14 protein-coding genes are annotated in these 15,819 nt (G+C 72.4%); 8 read left to right on the plus strand and 6 right to left on the minus strand.

Translation table 11 applies throughout. The features are described 5' to 3' along the window. Positions 1 to 103: 103 nt before the first annotated feature. Both ACZ7GX_RS18180 and ACZ7GX_RS18185 read left to right on the plus strand, forming a co-directional pair. A complete protein-coding gene (locus tag ACZ7GX_RS18180; RefSeq protein ID WP_498778063.1) occupies positions 104 to 379 on the plus strand; it encodes a lysozyme family protein in 276 nt (91 codons plus the stop codon). Between the two features lie 78 nt (positions 380 to 457). Next, complete coding sequence (locus tag ACZ7GX_RS18185) at positions 458 to 1,390, plus strand: hypothetical protein (protein WP_498778065.1); 933 nt, start codon at positions 458 to 460, stop codon at positions 1,388 to 1,390. 88 nt (positions 1,391 to 1,478) lie between these two features. Here the strand turns inward: ACZ7GX_RS18185 and ACZ7GX_RS18190 are convergent, their stop codons facing one another. The 3 genes from ACZ7GX_RS18190 to ACZ7GX_RS18200 form a co-directional block, all read right to left on the minus strand. Further along, a complete protein-coding gene (locus ACZ7GX_RS18190) occupies positions 1,479 to 2,357 on the minus strand; it encodes a phosphotransferase (protein ID WP_498778067.1) in 879 nt (292 codons plus the stop codon). A gap of 138 nt (positions 2,358 to 2,495) precedes the next feature. Beyond that, on the minus strand, positions 2,496 to 3,422 hold the full coding sequence (locus ACZ7GX_RS18195) for a hypothetical protein (protein WP_498778069.1): 927 nt from the start codon (positions 3,420 to 3,422) through the stop codon (positions 2,496 to 2,498). Positions 3,423 to 3,493: 71 nt separating this feature from the next. Then, positions 3,494 to 4,654: a hypothetical protein gene (locus tag ACZ7GX_RS18200; RefSeq protein WP_498778071.1), complete on the minus strand. Its 1,161-nt coding sequence runs from the start codon at positions 4,652 to 4,654 to the stop codon at positions 3,494 to 3,496. A gap of 205 nt (positions 4,655 to 4,859) precedes the next feature. Here ACZ7GX_RS18200 and ACZ7GX_RS18205 point away from each other — a divergent pair, with 205 nt between their 5' ends. Then, on the plus strand, positions 4,860 to 5,435 hold the full coding sequence (locus ACZ7GX_RS18205; protein ID WP_498778073.1) for a DUF4240 domain-containing protein: 576 nt from the start codon (positions 4,860 to 4,862) through the stop codon (positions 5,433 to 5,435). Positions 5,436 to 5,620: 185 nt separating this feature from the next. Beyond that, positions 5,621 to 7,297: a S8 family serine peptidase gene (locus tag ACZ7GX_RS18210; protein WP_498778201.1), complete on the plus strand. Its 1,677-nt coding sequence runs from the start codon at positions 5,621 to 5,623 to the stop codon at positions 7,295 to 7,297. A gap of 104 nt (positions 7,298 to 7,401) precedes the next feature. Here ACZ7GX_RS18210 and ACZ7GX_RS18215 read toward each other — a convergent pair whose 3' ends face one another. Next, positions 7,402 to 8,352, minus strand: coding sequence for a ketopantoate reductase family protein (locus ACZ7GX_RS18215; protein WP_498778075.1), 951 nt, complete (start codon positions 8,350 to 8,352; stop codon positions 7,402 to 7,404). A 90-nt stretch (positions 8,353 to 8,442) separates the two neighbouring features. Between ACZ7GX_RS18215 and ACZ7GX_RS18220 the strand changes: the two genes are divergently transcribed. After that, a complete protein-coding gene (locus ACZ7GX_RS18220) occupies positions 8,443 to 9,012 on the plus strand; it encodes a TetR/AcrR family transcriptional regulator (protein WP_498778077.1) in 570 nt (189 codons plus the stop codon). A 25-nt stretch (positions 9,013 to 9,037) separates the two neighbouring features. On the opposite strand, the gene ACZ7GX_RS18225 is transcribed toward ACZ7GX_RS18220, so the two are convergent. Continuing rightward, a complete protein-coding gene (locus tag ACZ7GX_RS18225) occupies positions 9,038 to 9,478 on the minus strand; it encodes a TIGR03618 family F420-dependent PPOX class oxidoreductase (RefSeq protein WP_498778079.1) in 441 nt (146 codons plus the stop codon). A gap of 535 nt (positions 9,479 to 10,013) precedes the next feature. Here ACZ7GX_RS18225 and ACZ7GX_RS18230 point away from each other — a divergent pair. Beyond that, complete coding sequence (locus tag ACZ7GX_RS18230; RefSeq protein WP_498778081.1) at positions 10,014 to 12,710, plus strand: hypothetical protein; 2,697 nt, start codon at positions 10,014 to 10,016, stop codon at positions 12,708 to 12,710. Positions 12,711 to 12,810: 100 nt separating this feature from the next. Beyond that, positions 12,811 to 13,704 (plus strand): DUF6801 domain-containing protein, encoded by an 894-nt coding sequence (locus ACZ7GX_RS18235; RefSeq protein ID WP_498778083.1) that lies wholly within the window; start codon positions 12,811 to 12,813, stop codon positions 13,702 to 13,704. Positions 13,705 to 13,837: 133 nt separating this feature from the next. Here ACZ7GX_RS18235 and ACZ7GX_RS18240 read toward each other — a convergent pair whose 3' ends face one another. Then, positions 13,838 to 14,653: an alpha/beta fold hydrolase gene (locus ACZ7GX_RS18240; RefSeq protein WP_498778085.1), complete on the minus strand. Its 816-nt coding sequence runs from the start codon at positions 14,651 to 14,653 to the stop codon at positions 13,838 to 13,840. 249 nt (positions 14,654 to 14,902) lie between these two features. Here ACZ7GX_RS18240 and ACZ7GX_RS18245 point away from each other — a divergent pair, with 249 nt between their 5' ends. Continuing rightward, positions 14,903 to 15,736: a hypothetical protein gene (locus ACZ7GX_RS18245; protein ID WP_498778087.1), complete on the plus strand. Its 834-nt coding sequence runs from the start codon at positions 14,903 to 14,905 to the stop codon at positions 15,734 to 15,736. Positions 15,737 to 15,819 lie beyond the last annotated feature (83 nt).

A 15,819-nucleotide genomic window follows, 5' to 3' on the forward strand; every position in this document is an offset into this window, starting at 1 on the left:
TGCTCATCTTTCGCTACATCCTCGTGATCACACGCTGAACCGGATGTGGACGGTGCGGTGGCACTGGCCCGCGGCGACGGCCCGCTAACCCTCCGGCCCGAGCGTGTCGAGGGGACGGCTGGGGTACCCCTACGGCGACAACAAGACCTACGACGCCGCCAACTTCGGCATCTTCAAGCAGAGCTGGTACATGCCGCGCAACAAGTGCGACCGCTGCCGCGGCCAGACGAGCAACCAGTGGAACAACGGCGCGGCGCTCGACAGCAACCTCTCCGCCCACATCTCGTGCCTGCACCAGAGCCAAAACGCCTACGGCAGCCCCCACGCGGTCACCGCGGTGCCCTGCCGCGGACTCGTCGACCGCGCAGGTGGGCTGTGATGTGCGCGGATCGGGTGCATTCCGGCGTTGCGTGCGGTAGATCTTTCGCTCAGGTGGTGGGGCAACGGAGGGGTGCCGATGGCGGGGTTCGATTCTTCCCGGGGCGTACGGCTGCGGCTGTTAGGGCGCTTCGTCGTCAAGACGTGGCGGGAGACCAACTCCTCGCTGCGGACAGGTGCGTGGGTCCTGTGGACAGCGGGCGGCGTCCTCGCCGTCACGGGCGTGTTCCTGGACGTTCTCGGGTGGTGGAGCTCCCTGCCGTTCCTGACGAACCTGCTGACCACCGTGACCGGCGGGCTCTTCGGCGTGCCGATCGTGGTGCTGCTGATCCAGCGCCTGTCGAAAGACGAGTTCGAGACCCACGTGGCCGAGGAGCTGCGACAGTTGGCGGAGCGCCAAGAACAGCTCCTCGCGCTGCGCAGGCGAGCGATGACAAGCCTGCGACAATCCACGGTGGCTGAGCGGACCCGCGACGAACGGGCCGGAGCCGAGCCCGTCCCCCGCGAGCCGATCCCCCGCGACTTCGAGATCTACCTGCGGTTCCTGGACAGTCGCATGCCCGCTGCCACGGATCCGGACGTGCGGAGTCTGCAGACCGCGTTGCGCGCCGCGTCGGCGACCGTCCCGCCGCGTGGATCCATCTCGACCGACGCCGCGGCAGCGATGCGTACCGCGCTGTCGCTGTGGCGGGACGTGGTGCGGCCGGTGTCGGTGACGATGATGCGAGCGGACTGGCTGGAGCTGCGCGGGAAGATCCCAGCCGGGGACGCCGCCCGTGCCAAGGCCGAGATCGCCCGCTTCTCCGCCGCGATCGCAGCCGCCCGCAACCCCGACCACAGCTGGTACGAGCAGGCCTCGGCGCTGGTGGACGCCTCCGGGCGCAGGACTCCGCGCCGGTCCGTGGCCCGGCTGTTCGAGCAGGGCAGGGCCACCTTCGAGGCACTGCTGGAACTGCGGCACGCGCTGGACGCGCTCAAAGCCGCCCTGACCGGGCCTGCCGCCGGCGGCTGAGACCGCTCGCGACCGGGTGTCGGTGCGGAGGCGTCGCCGGACTGTCGGCACGCGCGTCCGGCCGACCGGCGACCCCGTTCGCATGAACTCAGGCACCGGCCCAGCGGTCGAGGAACTCGTGGCCCGTGCGCACGACGTGCTCGGACCACTCGGTGCCGCTCGCCCACGTGAGGTTTCGCAACACGCAGTGCGCCGCGTAGACCGCCAGCGCGCCGCGGTCGGTGGTGCGCAGGATCTCCTCCCCCAGCCGCTCGCGGACCCCCGGCTCGGCCTTCGGCCAGGCCGCCAGGTCCCAGTCGACGGTCACCAGGTCGTAGGAGGCGTCACCGGTGCGGCACGACCGCCAGTCCAGCACCGCCGTCACCCGACCGCCGTCGACGAGCACGTTGGCAGGCCCGAAGTCGAAGTGGACCAGGTCGTCCGGGACCCGCTCGGGCAGCGGCGCCGCGGCGGCCGACGCGCGCAGGCGGGACAGCAACTCCGAAACCGGCTGCTCGCCTCCCACCAACGCCGAAGGCCGGCACAGCGGCGACCGATCCTCGAACAACCCGCCCAGGACGAGGTCCCACCACTCCCCGCCCGCCCCCGAACCGGCTCCCCGCTCGTGGCCGACCACCGCGATCAACTGCTCCAGCGTGACGTCGTCGACGTGCTCGACCGGGTTGCCCGCCACGAACTCTTGCAGCTCGAACCACAACTCGCCCACCCGCCCGGCGGCGACCTGGCGCGGAATGGGGCAGCCCGCCGCCCGCAGCCTCGCCAGCGCGGGCTCCACGTGCGTCTCGGCGTGCCGGCCCTCCCGTCCCCAGGGCAACCACTTGAGCACCAACCGGGCGCCGTCCGGCCCGGTCACCTCGTAGGCGCCCTCATCGCCCTTGGCGAACCTGCCGACCAGCGTCAGCGCCAGGCCGCGCTCCTGCCGCACCAGCCCGATGACCTCGTGGACCCGCACGTCGATGTCCGGCATACCGGGGTGTGCCTCCTGCCTGTCCTCGGGCACGGGCCGCGCGCCCGTCAGCCGTCCTTGCTCTGGTGTCCGCGCCGCTGGATCCGGGTCACCGGCGACACGCGCACAGGCAGTCTCCTCGGCCGACCTGCCGTTGCGTCATCGGCTCCACGGCACGTGCGCGACCGCTTCCGGGCGCAGGGGCCACTGGGCCGTGGTGAGGCTGAGCCGATCGACGTAGGGGAACCGGTCGTCCGCGTCGCGGGGCGGGTCGCCGCGGACGAAACAGCGGTGCAGCAACAGTTCCCGGCGTTGGTCCAGCGGGACGTCGTCGTCGGGACCGTCGCCCGCGGGGACGGGAGGGTCGGCGCCGATGTCCACCTCGCCGTCCCAGTTGAGGTGCAGACCTTCCTCGTCGGAGTAGAACCGGGGGAAGCTCGTCCGCCACTGCGACTGGGAACCCCACCCGTGGGACAGGTCGTTGGTCGGCCGCTGACCCCGGCGGAAGGTGAAGTACAGCACGGAGGTCGTGGCCACGGTGGCGTCGATCAGGTGCCGCGGCGCCCGCACCCGCACGCCGGCTCGGCTGAACAGCAGGTCACCGAACCAGAAGCCGGGCCACAGCACCTCCTCCACGGTCACGCTCGTCGCGGACGGGTCCTGCACCACGGCGACGATCTCGTGGTGGAACGGGGAGAACGCCTCGACGTGCCCGAACGGGGTAAGCCCGACGGCGGTGAAGAACTCCGTGTGCACCGCGTGTGCCGGCGGGCACGTGCGGATCCGACCGACGCCACCCTCGACGACGGCACGTCCACCGGTGACGCCGACCTCGCCGTGCAGGGCGATCAGGTGGTCGCTGACCCGGCTCAACGCGTACAGCTCCAGCATCAGCCACAGCTGCTCGTCGTCCACGGTGTACCCGCCGGCCGGTATCCGCTCCCGCGTGCGCAGCGGCGCCAACCCCGCCAAGTGGTCGGCCACCGCCCGCCGCTCACCGCTCAGGAACCGCCGCCGCGCGTCGACGTCGTCCTCGTCGTGCAGAGCCTCGTACAGCCAGCGGAAGTACCCCCAGTCGAGTGCCACCGCACGATCATGACCCAACCGGCCCACACCGACAACGACAATCGGCCGCCGTCGTCGCTCGTGGGCACGGGTCAGCCGGCGCGGGGACCGAGGATCGGCGCGGCGACCTGGTCCAGGACGTGCCAGGCGTTGCGCCAAGCCACCTTCACCTCGGGCTCGACGGTCGCGTCGCGCAGGAGCGCCACGAGGTACGGGTGCAGGTCGCCGATCGCGTACTGCATGAACACCTCGGCGCAGAACTCGCTGAAGCTCCCCGCCTGGTACTTCTGCCGCTGGTCGCCGTCCAGCCGGTTGCCCTTGGGGTCACGCCACAGCTCCAGGCCGAGCAGGCGGTCCCGGTGCCCGCGCAGCGTCAGCCAGGCGTGGTAGAACGCCTTGGCGTCGAGCGACATCAGGTTCCAGTAGTCGTGGACGCGTCGGAGGTCCCGGCCGTGCTGCGCCAGGACCAGGTGCTCGGCCCGACCGGGTGGCAGGGGGTCGTACTTCGCCGGGAGACCGGCCACCTCGCCCCGGGTCAGCTCGGGCGGCATCGGCCGGTCGGCCAGGAGGGTCGGCTCGAACGTGGCGTGACCCGTCTCGTGCACAAGCAGGCGGATGAACACGCCGGGCGGCGTGGCGATCATGCCGGACAGGTGGATCGTGTCGGCCTCGTACAGCCCGCCACCCCTGCCGTCCGCGCGGGACGACCTGAACGCGACGCGGCACTTGCCGGTCAGGACGCCCCAGAACCGCGGGTGCGCCTCGAGGAAGGCCATGACGGCCGCCGCGTGGGGCAACGGGAGGTCGAGGTCCGGCTCACCGACGAGGTCGCACAGGGCCGTCGACTTCGGCTTGGCGGCGAGCAGCGCCGAGATGATCGCGGCGTGCGGTTCGCCCGGGTCGAGGACCGCGGCCCCGTCGGAGATCGCCAGGTAACGCTCTTTGATCTTCGCGACGCCCGCGCCCAGCGTCACCGCGGTCATCCCCGCCCCACCGCTCGCGATGACGAGCTGGGTGATGCCGCCGTCGGTGGTGTCCGCGACCCGGGTCTGGAGCTTCAGGGGGTCGAACGCCGGGAACAGGGTGCCGTCGAACGTGTCGTGCCCGACCACCGCCGCCGGGCTCGCGCCCTGCGGCGCGGACCCCCGGTCCACCGTCGCCCCGTGCTGGACGGCGTCGAGCAGCGCCTGCGCCTGTCGGCGGACCGCCGCCCGTTCGGCGGGCGTCGACGGCGCCGCCATGTCGGCGAGCATGTCGTCCAAGTCTAAGTCGTCCCCGTTGGGCTCCACGGAATCCCCTTTCACCGCACGCCTTGTGCCGATTCCGGGGAACCCTAGTCGCCGGCACGTAGCCGGTGCCCGTGCCACGCGGGGACGGGCGCCGGCGACGTCGTGCGCGCCGTTGGGCACCAGGACACGACCGCTCAACCCGAACGTCGTTCGCCTATACGATGCGCGGGTGAAGATCGACGACTGGTGGGCCGTGGTCGAACGAGCCCGCATCGCGGTCGGTGAGCGCGCGGGAGACCGCAACCACGCGGACGATCCGCTGCCCGACGCGCTGACCGACGAGCTCTCGAAGCTCAGCCCTGACGACGTCGTCGACTGGGAGATCACCTTCATCCAGGTCACAGACTCGGCGTACCGCCACCCGTTGTGGCACGCGGCGTACCTGATCGAGGGCGGCTGCGGTGACGACGGGTTCATGGACTTCCGCGACGGGCTCATCCTCCAAGGCCGGGACGTGTTCACCCGCGCGGTCGACGACCCCGACGCGCTCGCCGACCTGCCCGTGGTCCGCGCGATGGCCGGTGAGGACGGCGACGGCTGGCTCGGCTTCCAGGCGATCAGCACGTGCGTCGAAGAGGCGTACCGACGCGTGCGCGGCGAAACGGAGTCGTTCCACGAGGCCGTCGACCAGGCGCTCGCCACGTTGACGCGGCCGGACGAACCGGCGGGACCGAGCTGGCACTGGTCCGACGACGACGCGTTCCGCGCGCACCTGCCCCGGCTGTCCGCGCTGTTCCTGTCCTGACGCTCAACGGGTCGACCGGGTCGAGGTATCACCCACCGCGTCCCAGAGTTCCGACGAATGACTCCTGACCACCGGCGGTTCGCTGTGACAAGGTGTCGCGACTCGAACTGTCCCTGTGGGAGGAGACACCCTTGAGACCCAGACGATTAGCCCGGCGCGCGCTCTCCGTGGCCGGGGCGGCGGTGATGGCGTTGGCCATGACCCAGCCCGCGACCGCCCAGCCGCACGACACCGACTACACCGTCCTGGTGGAGGCCGGCGCGTCGACCCAGGCCGCACGTGCCGCCGTCCGCGCCGCCGGCGGACGGGTCACCGCGGAGAACACCGCGGTCGGCACGCTGACCGTGAAGGCGCCGGCCACCGGGTTCGTCCAGCGCGTCACCGCCGCCGACGCGGTGTTCGGCGCGGCTCCGGTGCGACCGATCGGGCAGGCGCCCAAGATCGGCGGACAGCGGACCCGTGAGTGGCACGACGTCGAGAACGAGCACGTCGGCGCCGCGACCAACCCCAAGGCCCCGACCACGCCCCGGACGACCGCGGACGGCCTGGACCCGCTCGACGACGCCCTGTGGGGCCTGCGCCTCGTGCGCTCCGACATCGCCCGCGTCCGGCAGGCCGGTGACCAGCGGGTCTACGTCGGCGTGCTGGACACCGGCGTGGACGGCACCCACCCCGACATCGCGCCCAACTTCAACCGCGCGCTGTCCCGCAACTTCACCATCGACATCCCGAACGACTCCAACGGCGGCGTGTTGGACGGGCCGTGCGAGTTCCGCGGCTGCGTCGACCCCGCCGACCGCGACGACGGCGGCCACGGCACCCACGTCGCGGGCACCATCGGCGCGGCGGCCAACGGCTTCGGCGTGTCCGGCGTCGCCCCGAACGTGTCGCTGGTCAACATCCGAGGCGGCCAGGACTCCGGCTTCTTCTTCCTCCAGCCCGTCGTGGACGCGCTCACCTACGGCGCCGACGTCGGCCTCGACGTGATCAACATGTCGTTCTTCGTCGACCCCTGGTACATGAACTGCACGGCCAACCCGGCCGACAGCCCCGAGGCGCAGATCGCCCAGCGGACCACGATCGCCGCCATCCAGCGCGCGCTGAACTACGCGCACGGCAAGGGCGTGACGCTGATCGGCGCGGGCGGCAACAACCACGAGGACCAGGGCAACCCGCGGACCGACGTGGCCAGCCCGAACTACCCGCCGGGCTCCGCCTACCCACGCCCGGTCGACAACACCACGTGCCTCAACCTCCCCACCGAGGGCGACCACGTCATCTCGATCTCCGCGCTCGGCCCGTCGACGGCCAAGGCCGACTACTCCAACTACGGCGTCGAGCAGACCGCCCTGTCCGCGCCCGGCGGCTACTTCCGCGACGGGTTCGGCACGGACTGGTACCGGACGAACGAGAACCAGATCCGTTCCGCCTACCCGCGCAACGTGGCGCTGACGGCGGGTGACATCGACGCCGACGGCACCATCACCGCCAAGGGCCAGGCAGCCGGGGTGGCCAAGTACTGCGACGCGACCACCTGCGGCTTCTACCGCTACGCACAGGGCACGTCGATGGCCGCGCCGCACGCCGCGGGCGTGGCCGCGCTCGTGGTCAGCCAGTTCGGCAAGCGCGACCGGGCACACCCCGGCACGCTGACCATGTCGCCGGACCAGGTCGAGGCGGTGCTGTACGGCACGGCCACGCCGCGGGCGTGCCCCGAGCCGCGGACCGTGTCCTACGAGAACGTCGGCAGGCCGGCCGAGTTCACCGCGACCTGCGTCGGCGACACCGCGTTCAACGGCTTCTACGGCCACGGCATCGTGGACGCCTACGGCGCCGTGACCCGCGGCGGCGACTTCCTCTGACGGTCGGTCGCGAGTCACGGGTCCGGGACGACCGGGCCCGTGATTCGCGGCTGGGCCAGGCCGGGGCCACCGCGGTCAGGGCAGCGTCCGCGCCGACGCGCCGCTCAGGTTCGCGCGAAGTTCGGTTCGGCCGCTTCCAGTCGCGGCACCGCGAGGCCCAAGCGCCGTGCTTCCGCCAGCACGTCCCGGCAGACTTCCCGCGGCTCCCGAGCGTCGGGGTCGGAGTGCACCTCGAAGCTCGTGCGCACCGGCGGGACATGCGCGGTCAGCCAGGCCAGCACGCGGGCCGTCAGCCAGGCGGGCGCCCGGAACAGCAGCCCGCCGCGCCGGTGACGTCGCAGGTCGAGGCCGCGCGCTTCGAGGAGCGGCAGGAGTTCGCGGCTGGTCAGCAGCGCCTCGCGCAAGTCGCCCGCCGCCCCGGCCAGCTCGGCCAACGACCCCCGCCGCAGGCCCTGCGCGTGCAGGCCGGCGTCCGCCACGAAGTGGATCCACAGCCAGCCGCGGAAGTCGGGTCGCTCGCGCGGCCGGAAACCGGCCTCGCGAAACGCCTGGCGCACGGCCCGGCCACGGTCGGTCGGGGGTTGATCGAGGGTGCCGAAGACGACCGCCGGCAGCAGCGTGCCGCGCAGCACGCCGTCCTCGCCGAAGCCGCCACCGGCTTGGGGGAAGCCCCACACGACCTGCTCCACCGGGAGTGCGCCGATCGCGGCCAACGGCTCGGCCCAGACGTTGCCGAAGACCAGGACGGTGGCCCGGCCGACGCGCGGCACCAGGAAAGCCGCCGCCTCCGCGAGGCGGTAGTGCGGCACGCTCAGCACGATCAGGTCGAAGTCGTGGTCGGGCTCCAGTTCCTCGCGGTAGCGCACCGGCCACCGCTCGACGACGCGCGGCCCCCACACCCGGCGCCGCGTGTCGTGCAGCTCGAGGTCGACCGCTTCCCCGTACGTCGCCGCACGACCCGGGCGGACGTAGAACTCGACGTCGTGCCCCGCCTGGTGCAGGGCCCAGCCGTGGACGGTGGCGATCGCGCCCCGGCCGAACATCAGGATCTTCAAGGTGCACCTCGTGGGGTACGATCGATCTGGAGATCATCTCCGCTTTCCAAAATATGGAGGCCATCTCCATTTGTCAACGCGAGGTAGCGCATGACCGCCGACAAGCCGCTGCGGGCCGACGCCCGACGCAAGCGCGAGGCCCTGCTCGCCAAGGCACGGGAGGTCTTCGACTCCGGCGAGTTCTTCGACCTGCGCTTCGACGACTTCGCACGCCTGGCCGGGGTGGGCACCGGCACGCTGTACCGCCACTTCCCCACCCGCGAGGCGCTGGCCGAGGCGGTCTACCACGGGGAAGTCGCCGCGCTGTGCGACCGCGCCCGCCAACTGGGGGCCGCGCTGCCCGCCGCGGAGGCGTTGGCGACCTTCCTCCGCGGCGTGGTCGACCACCTGGATACCCACAAGGGCCTGGCCCGGACGCTGGCCACGCTCATGGCCGATCGCACGGGCGCCCTCGCCGAGGGCAGCCGAGCGCTGGAGCAGGCTGTCACCGACCTGGTGGCCGCCGCCGTGCGGGAGGGCGCCGTCCGCGAGGATGTGGGCGCCGGCGCCGTCATGATGGCGCTGCACGGCATCGGCGCGGCCCATGACCGCCCCGATTGGCGGACCGAGGCCGACGGTGTCATCACCCTCGTCCTGGACGGGCTGCGCCGCCCGCACTAGATCCGACAGCCCACAGCCCGACCGGTTACCTCGGGGTGACGTCCTCCCAGTCCGGCGGCGGCTCGTCCAGGGCGTTGACCTTCACGATGTGCAGCGTCACCGCGGACCGCGTCTCGCCGTTCGGCTCGTACCGGCGGAAGTCGGGGTAGTAGTACTTCGGTGAGACCTGCCGCTCCAGCACCATCTCCGGGTCGGCCGCCAGTTCGGCGTCGGCCCGGATCTCCAAGGCCCGGAACTGGTTGCGCGGGTCCAGGATGAACAACGTGACCCGCGGGTTGGCGCGCATGTTCTTGACCTTCTGCCGCTTGTCCAGCAGCCACATCTTCACCGTCCCCTCGTCCTCGTCGTAGATGAACCACGTCGCGGTGACCTGCGGACGACCGTCGCTCCCGATGGTCGACAGCGCGGCGGTCTGCACGTCCAGCAGATCGCGGTGCGATTCAGGTATTCGAACTATACCGTCCATGACACTCCCCCCTTAGTGCGCCTGAGACCTGATGATAGGCCGCCAATGGCAACTCCGCGAGGGGCTTTCGCAAGCCCGATCCGAAGGCGAGTCCGTTATGGCGACGTCACCGGGAAATATGGAACTCAATCCACATCGGGTTGAATATGTCAGCGCTCGCGGTCAGCGGATGATTCCGGTCGCGAACTTCCGGGAGGCGGTCGCGACGACCGCCCGACAAGGCTAAGCACTATGGCGTCGACCTGGGCGCGCACCCCCGCAGTGCAATTCATATAGACAATTCCGCGAAAGCAAGACGGAAGAATCAGTTACCCATTCCACGCCGCCGGGCCGCGACCGGGAATGTGCGCCGTCCGGCGGGGGCAGACCGGCTCCCGCGCCGCCGAACGGCACTGGCCGTTGGGCTGTACGGCGCACCGGAGGTACTTTCGGGAAGAATCGCGACCAATAGCACGAAAGTGTTTCGACAATGCTTGTGGCACGGTGCCGGGCGCTGCTAGGACTGATCGACTACCGGTCGATCCGAGGGGGCCACATGCGCTTGGCGAAACTGCTGTTACCCGCCCTGGTGGCGGCGGCCCTCGCCGCACCGGTCACGGCGACGGCCCAGGCCCGACAAGCGCCGGACTCGCCGCCGCGGCCGGGGTGGGCGATCACCGGCACCGGGCTGACGTGGACGGCGACCTCCCCGATCCCGCCGGGTGGCGCGGCGGTCGAGTTCTGGGACGGGGACCGGCTGCTGGGGCTGCCGCGACCGTCCGCGGACCTGCGCACCTACTCCCTGGACGCGGCGGAGGTCGAGGACGTCGACGCGCTCCAGGTGCGGCTGTCGGGCACCCGTCTGGACGTCGAAGAGCCCACTCCCCCGTCGGCCGAGGCGGTCCCGGCATCACCCGCGCCCTTGCCGGCAGGGGACACCGATCCCGGCAGGCCCGGCCCGTTCGCCACCTCCACCGGCGAGTACGAGCTGGACCCGATCACCATGCCCGGCTACGCGGCGCCGCTGGAGCTGGCGGCCGTGGTCGTCGCGCCGGTCGACGCGCCGGGCCGCCGCCCGCTGGCGCTGTTCCTGCACGGCAGGCACATCACCTGCTACAACGGCACCGAGATGGTGCTGGCGTGGCCCTGCCCGGCGCCCGCCAAGCCGGTGCCGAGCCACCGGGGCTACCTGCAAGCGCAGCGGCTGCTGGCCTCGCAGGGCTACGTGACGGTGTCCGTGTCGGCCAACTCCGTCAACGCCCACGAGGACCTGGACCTGGAACAGGGCGCGGGCGCGCGGTCCGCGCTGGTGCGCGCGCACCTGGCGCGGTGGGCGGACTGGGCGGGCGCCGGCCGGGCCTCCGCGCCCGACGTGGTCCGCGCCGCGCCGGTCGCCGACCTGGACAAGGTCGTCCTGGTCGGGCACTCCCGCGGCGGTGAGGGCGTCAACCGGGCCGCGGTCGACAGCCTCTCCCCGCCGGCCCCGGGCAGCGGCCACGACGGCCCGGTGCGCTGGACGATCAAGGGCAACCTGCTGATCGGTCCGACGGTCTTCGCGCACAACCCGGCGCCGGACGTGCCGTCGGTGACGATCCTGCCGGGCTGCGACGGCGACGTCGCCGACCTCCAGGGTCAGCTGTTCGTGGACGCCACCCGCGGGGTGAGCAGAGGGGCCGCGCTGCACAGCGCGCTGTACTTCGTCGGCGCCAACCACAACTACTTCAACACCGAGTGGACGCCCGGTCAGGCCGAAGCCCCGGCCAACGACGACTTCCGCTCCCCGCCCGAGGACCCGGTGTGCTCGCCGGGAACGCCCACCCGGCTCACGCCGGAGCAGCAGCAGACCGCCGCCGCGACCTACATCGCCGCCGCCGCGCGCCTGTTCGTCACGGGCGACCGGCGGGTGCTGCCGCTGCTGGACGGTTCGGGCGTCCGCGCTCCCTCGGCCGACCCGGCGCGCGTGCTCGCCCACGCCGTCGGCGGCGCCCGCACCCCGTTCGTCGTGCCCGACGAGGCGACCTCGGCGAGCGGCTCGGCCCGGGTGTGCGCGCAGGTCTCGGCGGACCCGGCCACGGCGTGCGTCGACCCGGTCGAGACCCGTCCGTCGCCGCACTTCGCCCGGTTCAACCGCATCGTGCCCGAGTCGGGGCGGTCCGCCGTGGCGCTGGGGTGGACCGCCGACGGGCAGGCCGCGACCGTGCGCCCCGGCGCGCCGGTGTCCCTGGCGGGGTCACGGCAGCTGGCGCTGAGGGTGGCCGTGCCGCCGAACAGCGCGACCACCCGCTTCGACGTGGCCCTCACCGACGCGGCCGGGCGCCGGGCGGTGCTGGGGTCGGTGACGCTGGACGGGCTCCCCGCCACCGCGCGGATCTCCGCCCGCTGGGCGCAGGAGCTCCGGGTGCCGCTGCCGGCGCGGGGGATCGACCTGCGTCGCGTCACCGGGCTGGAGCTCGTGCCGCACGGCGGTTCCGGGCAGGCGTGGCTCATCGACGCCCACGGGTACGCCCCCGGCCTGCCCGACCCGCGGCCGGTCGCGCTGCCGCGCGTCGACGTGGGCGCGTTGACCGTCGTGGAGCGCGACTCGGGCGTGCAGACCGTCCGGTTCCCGGTCTCCGTCACCGGGAGCGGCGCGGGGGTGGTGCGGGTGTTCGTCCAGAACGAGGGCGACAACGCCTACACCGAGCGGTTGGTGGCGGTCGAGCCGGGCGAGGGCGAGCTCGAGGTCCCGGTGCAGGTCACCGGCAACACCCGCTGGAACCTGGACGCGAGGCGCACGGTGCTGGTCAAGGCGGTGCGGGGCGCGGTCGTCGGCCGTTACGCGGACCGGCTGACGGTGTCGAACGACGACCCCGCGCCGACCTTCACCGCCACCCCCGTCACCGACGTGGTCGCCGAGGGCGGCACCTTGACCTGGCGGGTGACGCTGTCCGCGCCGGTCGACCGGATCATCACGGTCCCGGCTCGGCCGGCCGCCCCGGAGGGGGTCGAGCTGTCCACCACGGACGTCGACGAGCTGTGGTTCCGCCGCAACGTCACCTTCGAGGAGCCGCTGCCCTCGCGGCCGTTGTCGACCACCCGAGTGCAGCCGATCGCCGCTTTCCCGCGCGGTGAGCTGAGCGCGCTGCTGACCGTGCCGACGGTGACCGACGCGGAGGCCGAGCCGGTCGAGCGGATCCTGTTGGACCTCTCGTTGTTCTCCTCCACCGCGTCGGTCACCGGCGCGGTCACCGACAGCACGCCAGCCGGGCCGTGACCGACGGGCGCCGTCGTCGACCCGATGCATGGTCGACACCCATCCAGGTCGCCCGCAGACCACTGGCCGCGGGCGAGTGAACACCGAGAGGACACCGAACTTGCGCACGACTTGGAGACCATCCCGCGTCACCGCCTTATCCCTGATCTCGGTCCTGGTGGCGGCCGGGGCGCTGACGGGGGCCGCGGGGCCCGCGTCGGCGGAGACGACCGCGGTGCGACTGGACTACACCTGCACGACCTCCCTCGGCCCGACCGCCCAGGTGACCGTGTGGGTCGTCGGCGGCCTGCCCGACGACGGCGCGGGCCCCAACAGCGTCGCCCGCCACGAACCCGCCTACATCGACGTGGACCTCGACCTGCGTGAGCTGCGCCCGGTGATCGCGTTGGCCGGCGGGGTGCGCGTGGACGGCGACAGCACCGCGGTGCTCGACGCGACGATCACCGGCCCGGACGGGACCCGGACCACCCAGGCCCCGGTCACCTTCGCGCCCACGTGGGTGACCGACGTCCGAACGGCCGCGCTGCGGGCCAGAGGCGCCTTCCCCGTGCAGTCGCTGAGCACGGCGGGCTACTACGACCTGCACGTGGACGACCTGGCGCTGACCTTGCGCCCCGAACGCGCCGACGGCACGCCCCTCGGCACCGTCACCGCGTCCTGCTCGCACGACCCGGCGCAGAACGACCTGCTGGGCACCGTGTGGTCGCAGTTCGCCGTCTTCGACCGGCCGCTGCGCCCGACCGGGCTGCGGGTGGTCTCGACGACCCCGACGTCCGTGACGCTGGCCTGGGAAGCCTCTCCCTGGTGGAACCCGACCCTGGGCTACGAGGTGTACCTGGACGGAGGCCACACCGGCATGGTCACGGAGAAGCAGGTGACGCTGACCGGCCTGACCCCCGACCGCCAGCACCGGGCGAAAGTCGCCACCACCGATGTGCGGGGCAGCCGTTCGCCCAAGAGCCAGGGCCTGATCTTCACCCTCCCGCCGGCCTGACCCGCGCGACCGCGCCGATCACCGGGGTCCGCCACGTCGGCGGACCCCGGTGCCACGACCGGTGTGCCCGCCGACCGACGGCGAGTGCGGCAGGCGTTCGTCCGCCAACCCGTCACCCGTGCCGCCGGCAGCGTCAGAGGACGAACGCGTCCGCCGCCTCGCGGAAGGCGTCCGGCTGCTCCACCCACGGGTAGTGGCCGCAGTCGTCGATCACCACCACCTCGCCCTTCGGGAACAACCTCGCGGCGGCGACCACGGGGGCCAGGCCCGTCAGGAAGTCCTGGGCGCCGGCGATCACCCGCACGGGCGCGGCCACCTCCGACAGGCGCCGCGGCAGGTCCTCGGGCACGGTCACGGCGAGGAACGCCCGGACCGTCGCCAGCACGGTGTGGCCGACGCGGGCATGGGCCTGCTCCCGCTCGGTCCACGCCGCGTACCCCGCCGGCGCCGTCAGCGCCTGCCACCGCTCGAAGTCGCTCTGTTCCTCGCTCCACGGGCCCTCGCGGGTGGCCCGCGCCGCCGCGTCGAACACCGGGTCGCCGAGGCGGTGCGCGACGAGCTCCTCGCCGTCCGACGGCGTGTCGGTCAGATAGGCCACCGGAGGCGTGATCAACAACATGCTCGCCACCCGGTCCGGGTACTGGGCGGCGTACGCGACCGCCACGCGGGTGCCCGCCGAGTGCGCCACCAAATCCAGTCGTGCCAACCCGAGGTGGGCGCGCAGGTCCTCCAGGTCGCGGGCCTGCTCCCAGAACGACACCGTCGCCGCGGACGCCGACTTCCCGGACCCGCGGAAGTGGTGCACCACGAGCCGACCGGGCAACCCCGCCAGGTCGCCGAGGTACTCCGGGTGCCGTCCCGCACCACCCGGCAGGACGACGAGCGTCCTGCCCTCACCCCACTCGTCGTAGTGGAGCTCGGCTGCGTCGGCGGCGCGGAAAGTCGGCACGACCGGACCCTAACCCACCGCTTCGCGGGCTCCGGACCAGGCACGACCGGACGCGTGCCAGGGACCTGGAGGTCCAAGCACGCGCCATGGGTGATGCCACCGACGACCGCCACCGCGACATCCGTGATCGCCCGACTGCCACAGCGTCGGCGCCGCGGTCACCGACGTCGGCCGGCTGGTGCACACCGCGGTCACGGGACGCGGCCCGGTGTGCACGGCCGACCCGCGCCGGCGATAACCTTCCGCCCTGTGCCCGGATTCGAGAGCTTCGCGTCGGCGTTGAGCGGTGACGACCGCGAACTGAGGGCTGCGGCCGGGCCGGACGGCATCGTCTGTGTCGCGCCCGACCTGGCGAGCGTGTTCCTGGTCCAGGTCGGCGCCGACGGCACGCAGAGCACGACGCTCGCCATCGTCCGGGAAGGCGGTGGGAGCAGCGTCAACCGGATCGAGGTGCCCGCGTCCTTCCGGATCAGCGGCATCCGGCACGACCACGAGCACTTCACGCTGACCGCCGTCGACGGCCGCACGGCGCACGGCACGCCCCGCCAGTTCGTCGAAGAGCGCAAGCTCCTCGACGAGGAGCACAACCCGCGTTACCACGAGCAACTGGAAGAAGCCTTCCTCGCCACGCACCTGATCCCGGTCCGGGACTGGTCGGAGGCGGTCGACGCGGTGACGACCGACCGGGGTCTGGACGGGCCGGGGGTCGAGGAGATCGTGCGGCTGGGCCAAGCGCAGGTCGTCGCCGGGGACCTGGACCTGTCGGTCACCTTCGACGCCGCCGGGCCGGAGAAGGTCGCCGAACTGCTCCCCCACGTCCGCGACCTGCTGGCGGAGTTCGACCGCGTCAGCCGCGACGGCCTCGAGTTCCTCTGGGAGAGGAGCTCCGACGGCAGCGAGCCCGAGGGCGCGAAGGCGCGGTTCCTGACCGGACTGGTGCCCGCCGAACTGGTCGTGTACCGCTCGGGCGACTTCGAGATCCACTTCGTGGACACCACCGAGAGCTACTACCTCGACGGCTACTGGCCGGCCGTCCAGTTCACCGCGGACGCGACACCCGTCAGCGAGACCGTCGAAGCCTGAACTCCGGTTCTCGACCTGCCCCCCGCTGCCGTTGACGCAAGCGCAGCGGACCGTCCGACACGATCAACCCGTTGCCCGGCAAC

Source organism: Actinosynnema sp. NPDC037264 (genome assembly GCF_055603705.1).

Excerpts from the sequence above, each read along its gene's own strand:
- ACZ7GX_RS18210 (WP_498778201.1), top strand. The coding sequence starts at position 5,621 with ATGGCGTTGGCCATGACCCAGCCCGCGACCGCCCAGCCGCACGACACC.
- ACZ7GX_RS18230 (WP_498778081.1), top strand. The coding sequence starts at position 10,014 with ATGCGCTTGGCGAAACTGCTGTTACCCGCCCTGGTGGCGGCGGCCCTC.
- ACZ7GX_RS18190 (WP_498778067.1), bottom strand. The coding sequence starts at position 2,357 with ATGCCGGACATCGACGTGCGGGTCCACGAGGTCATCGGGCTGGTGCGG.
- ACZ7GX_RS18220 (WP_498778077.1), top strand. The coding sequence starts at position 8,443 with ATGACCGCCGACAAGCCGCTGCGGGCCGACGCCCGACGCAAGCGCGAG.
- ACZ7GX_RS18200 (WP_498778071.1), bottom strand. The coding sequence starts at position 4,654 with ATGCTCGCCGACATGGCGGCGCCGTCGACGCCCGCCGAACGGGCGGCG.
- ACZ7GX_RS18225 (WP_498778079.1), bottom strand. The coding sequence starts at position 9,478 with ATGGACGGTATAGTTCGAATACCTGAATCGCACCGCGATCTGCTGGAC.
- ACZ7GX_RS18185 (WP_498778065.1), top strand. The coding sequence starts at position 458 with ATGGCGGGGTTCGATTCTTCCCGGGGCGTACGGCTGCGGCTGTTAGGG.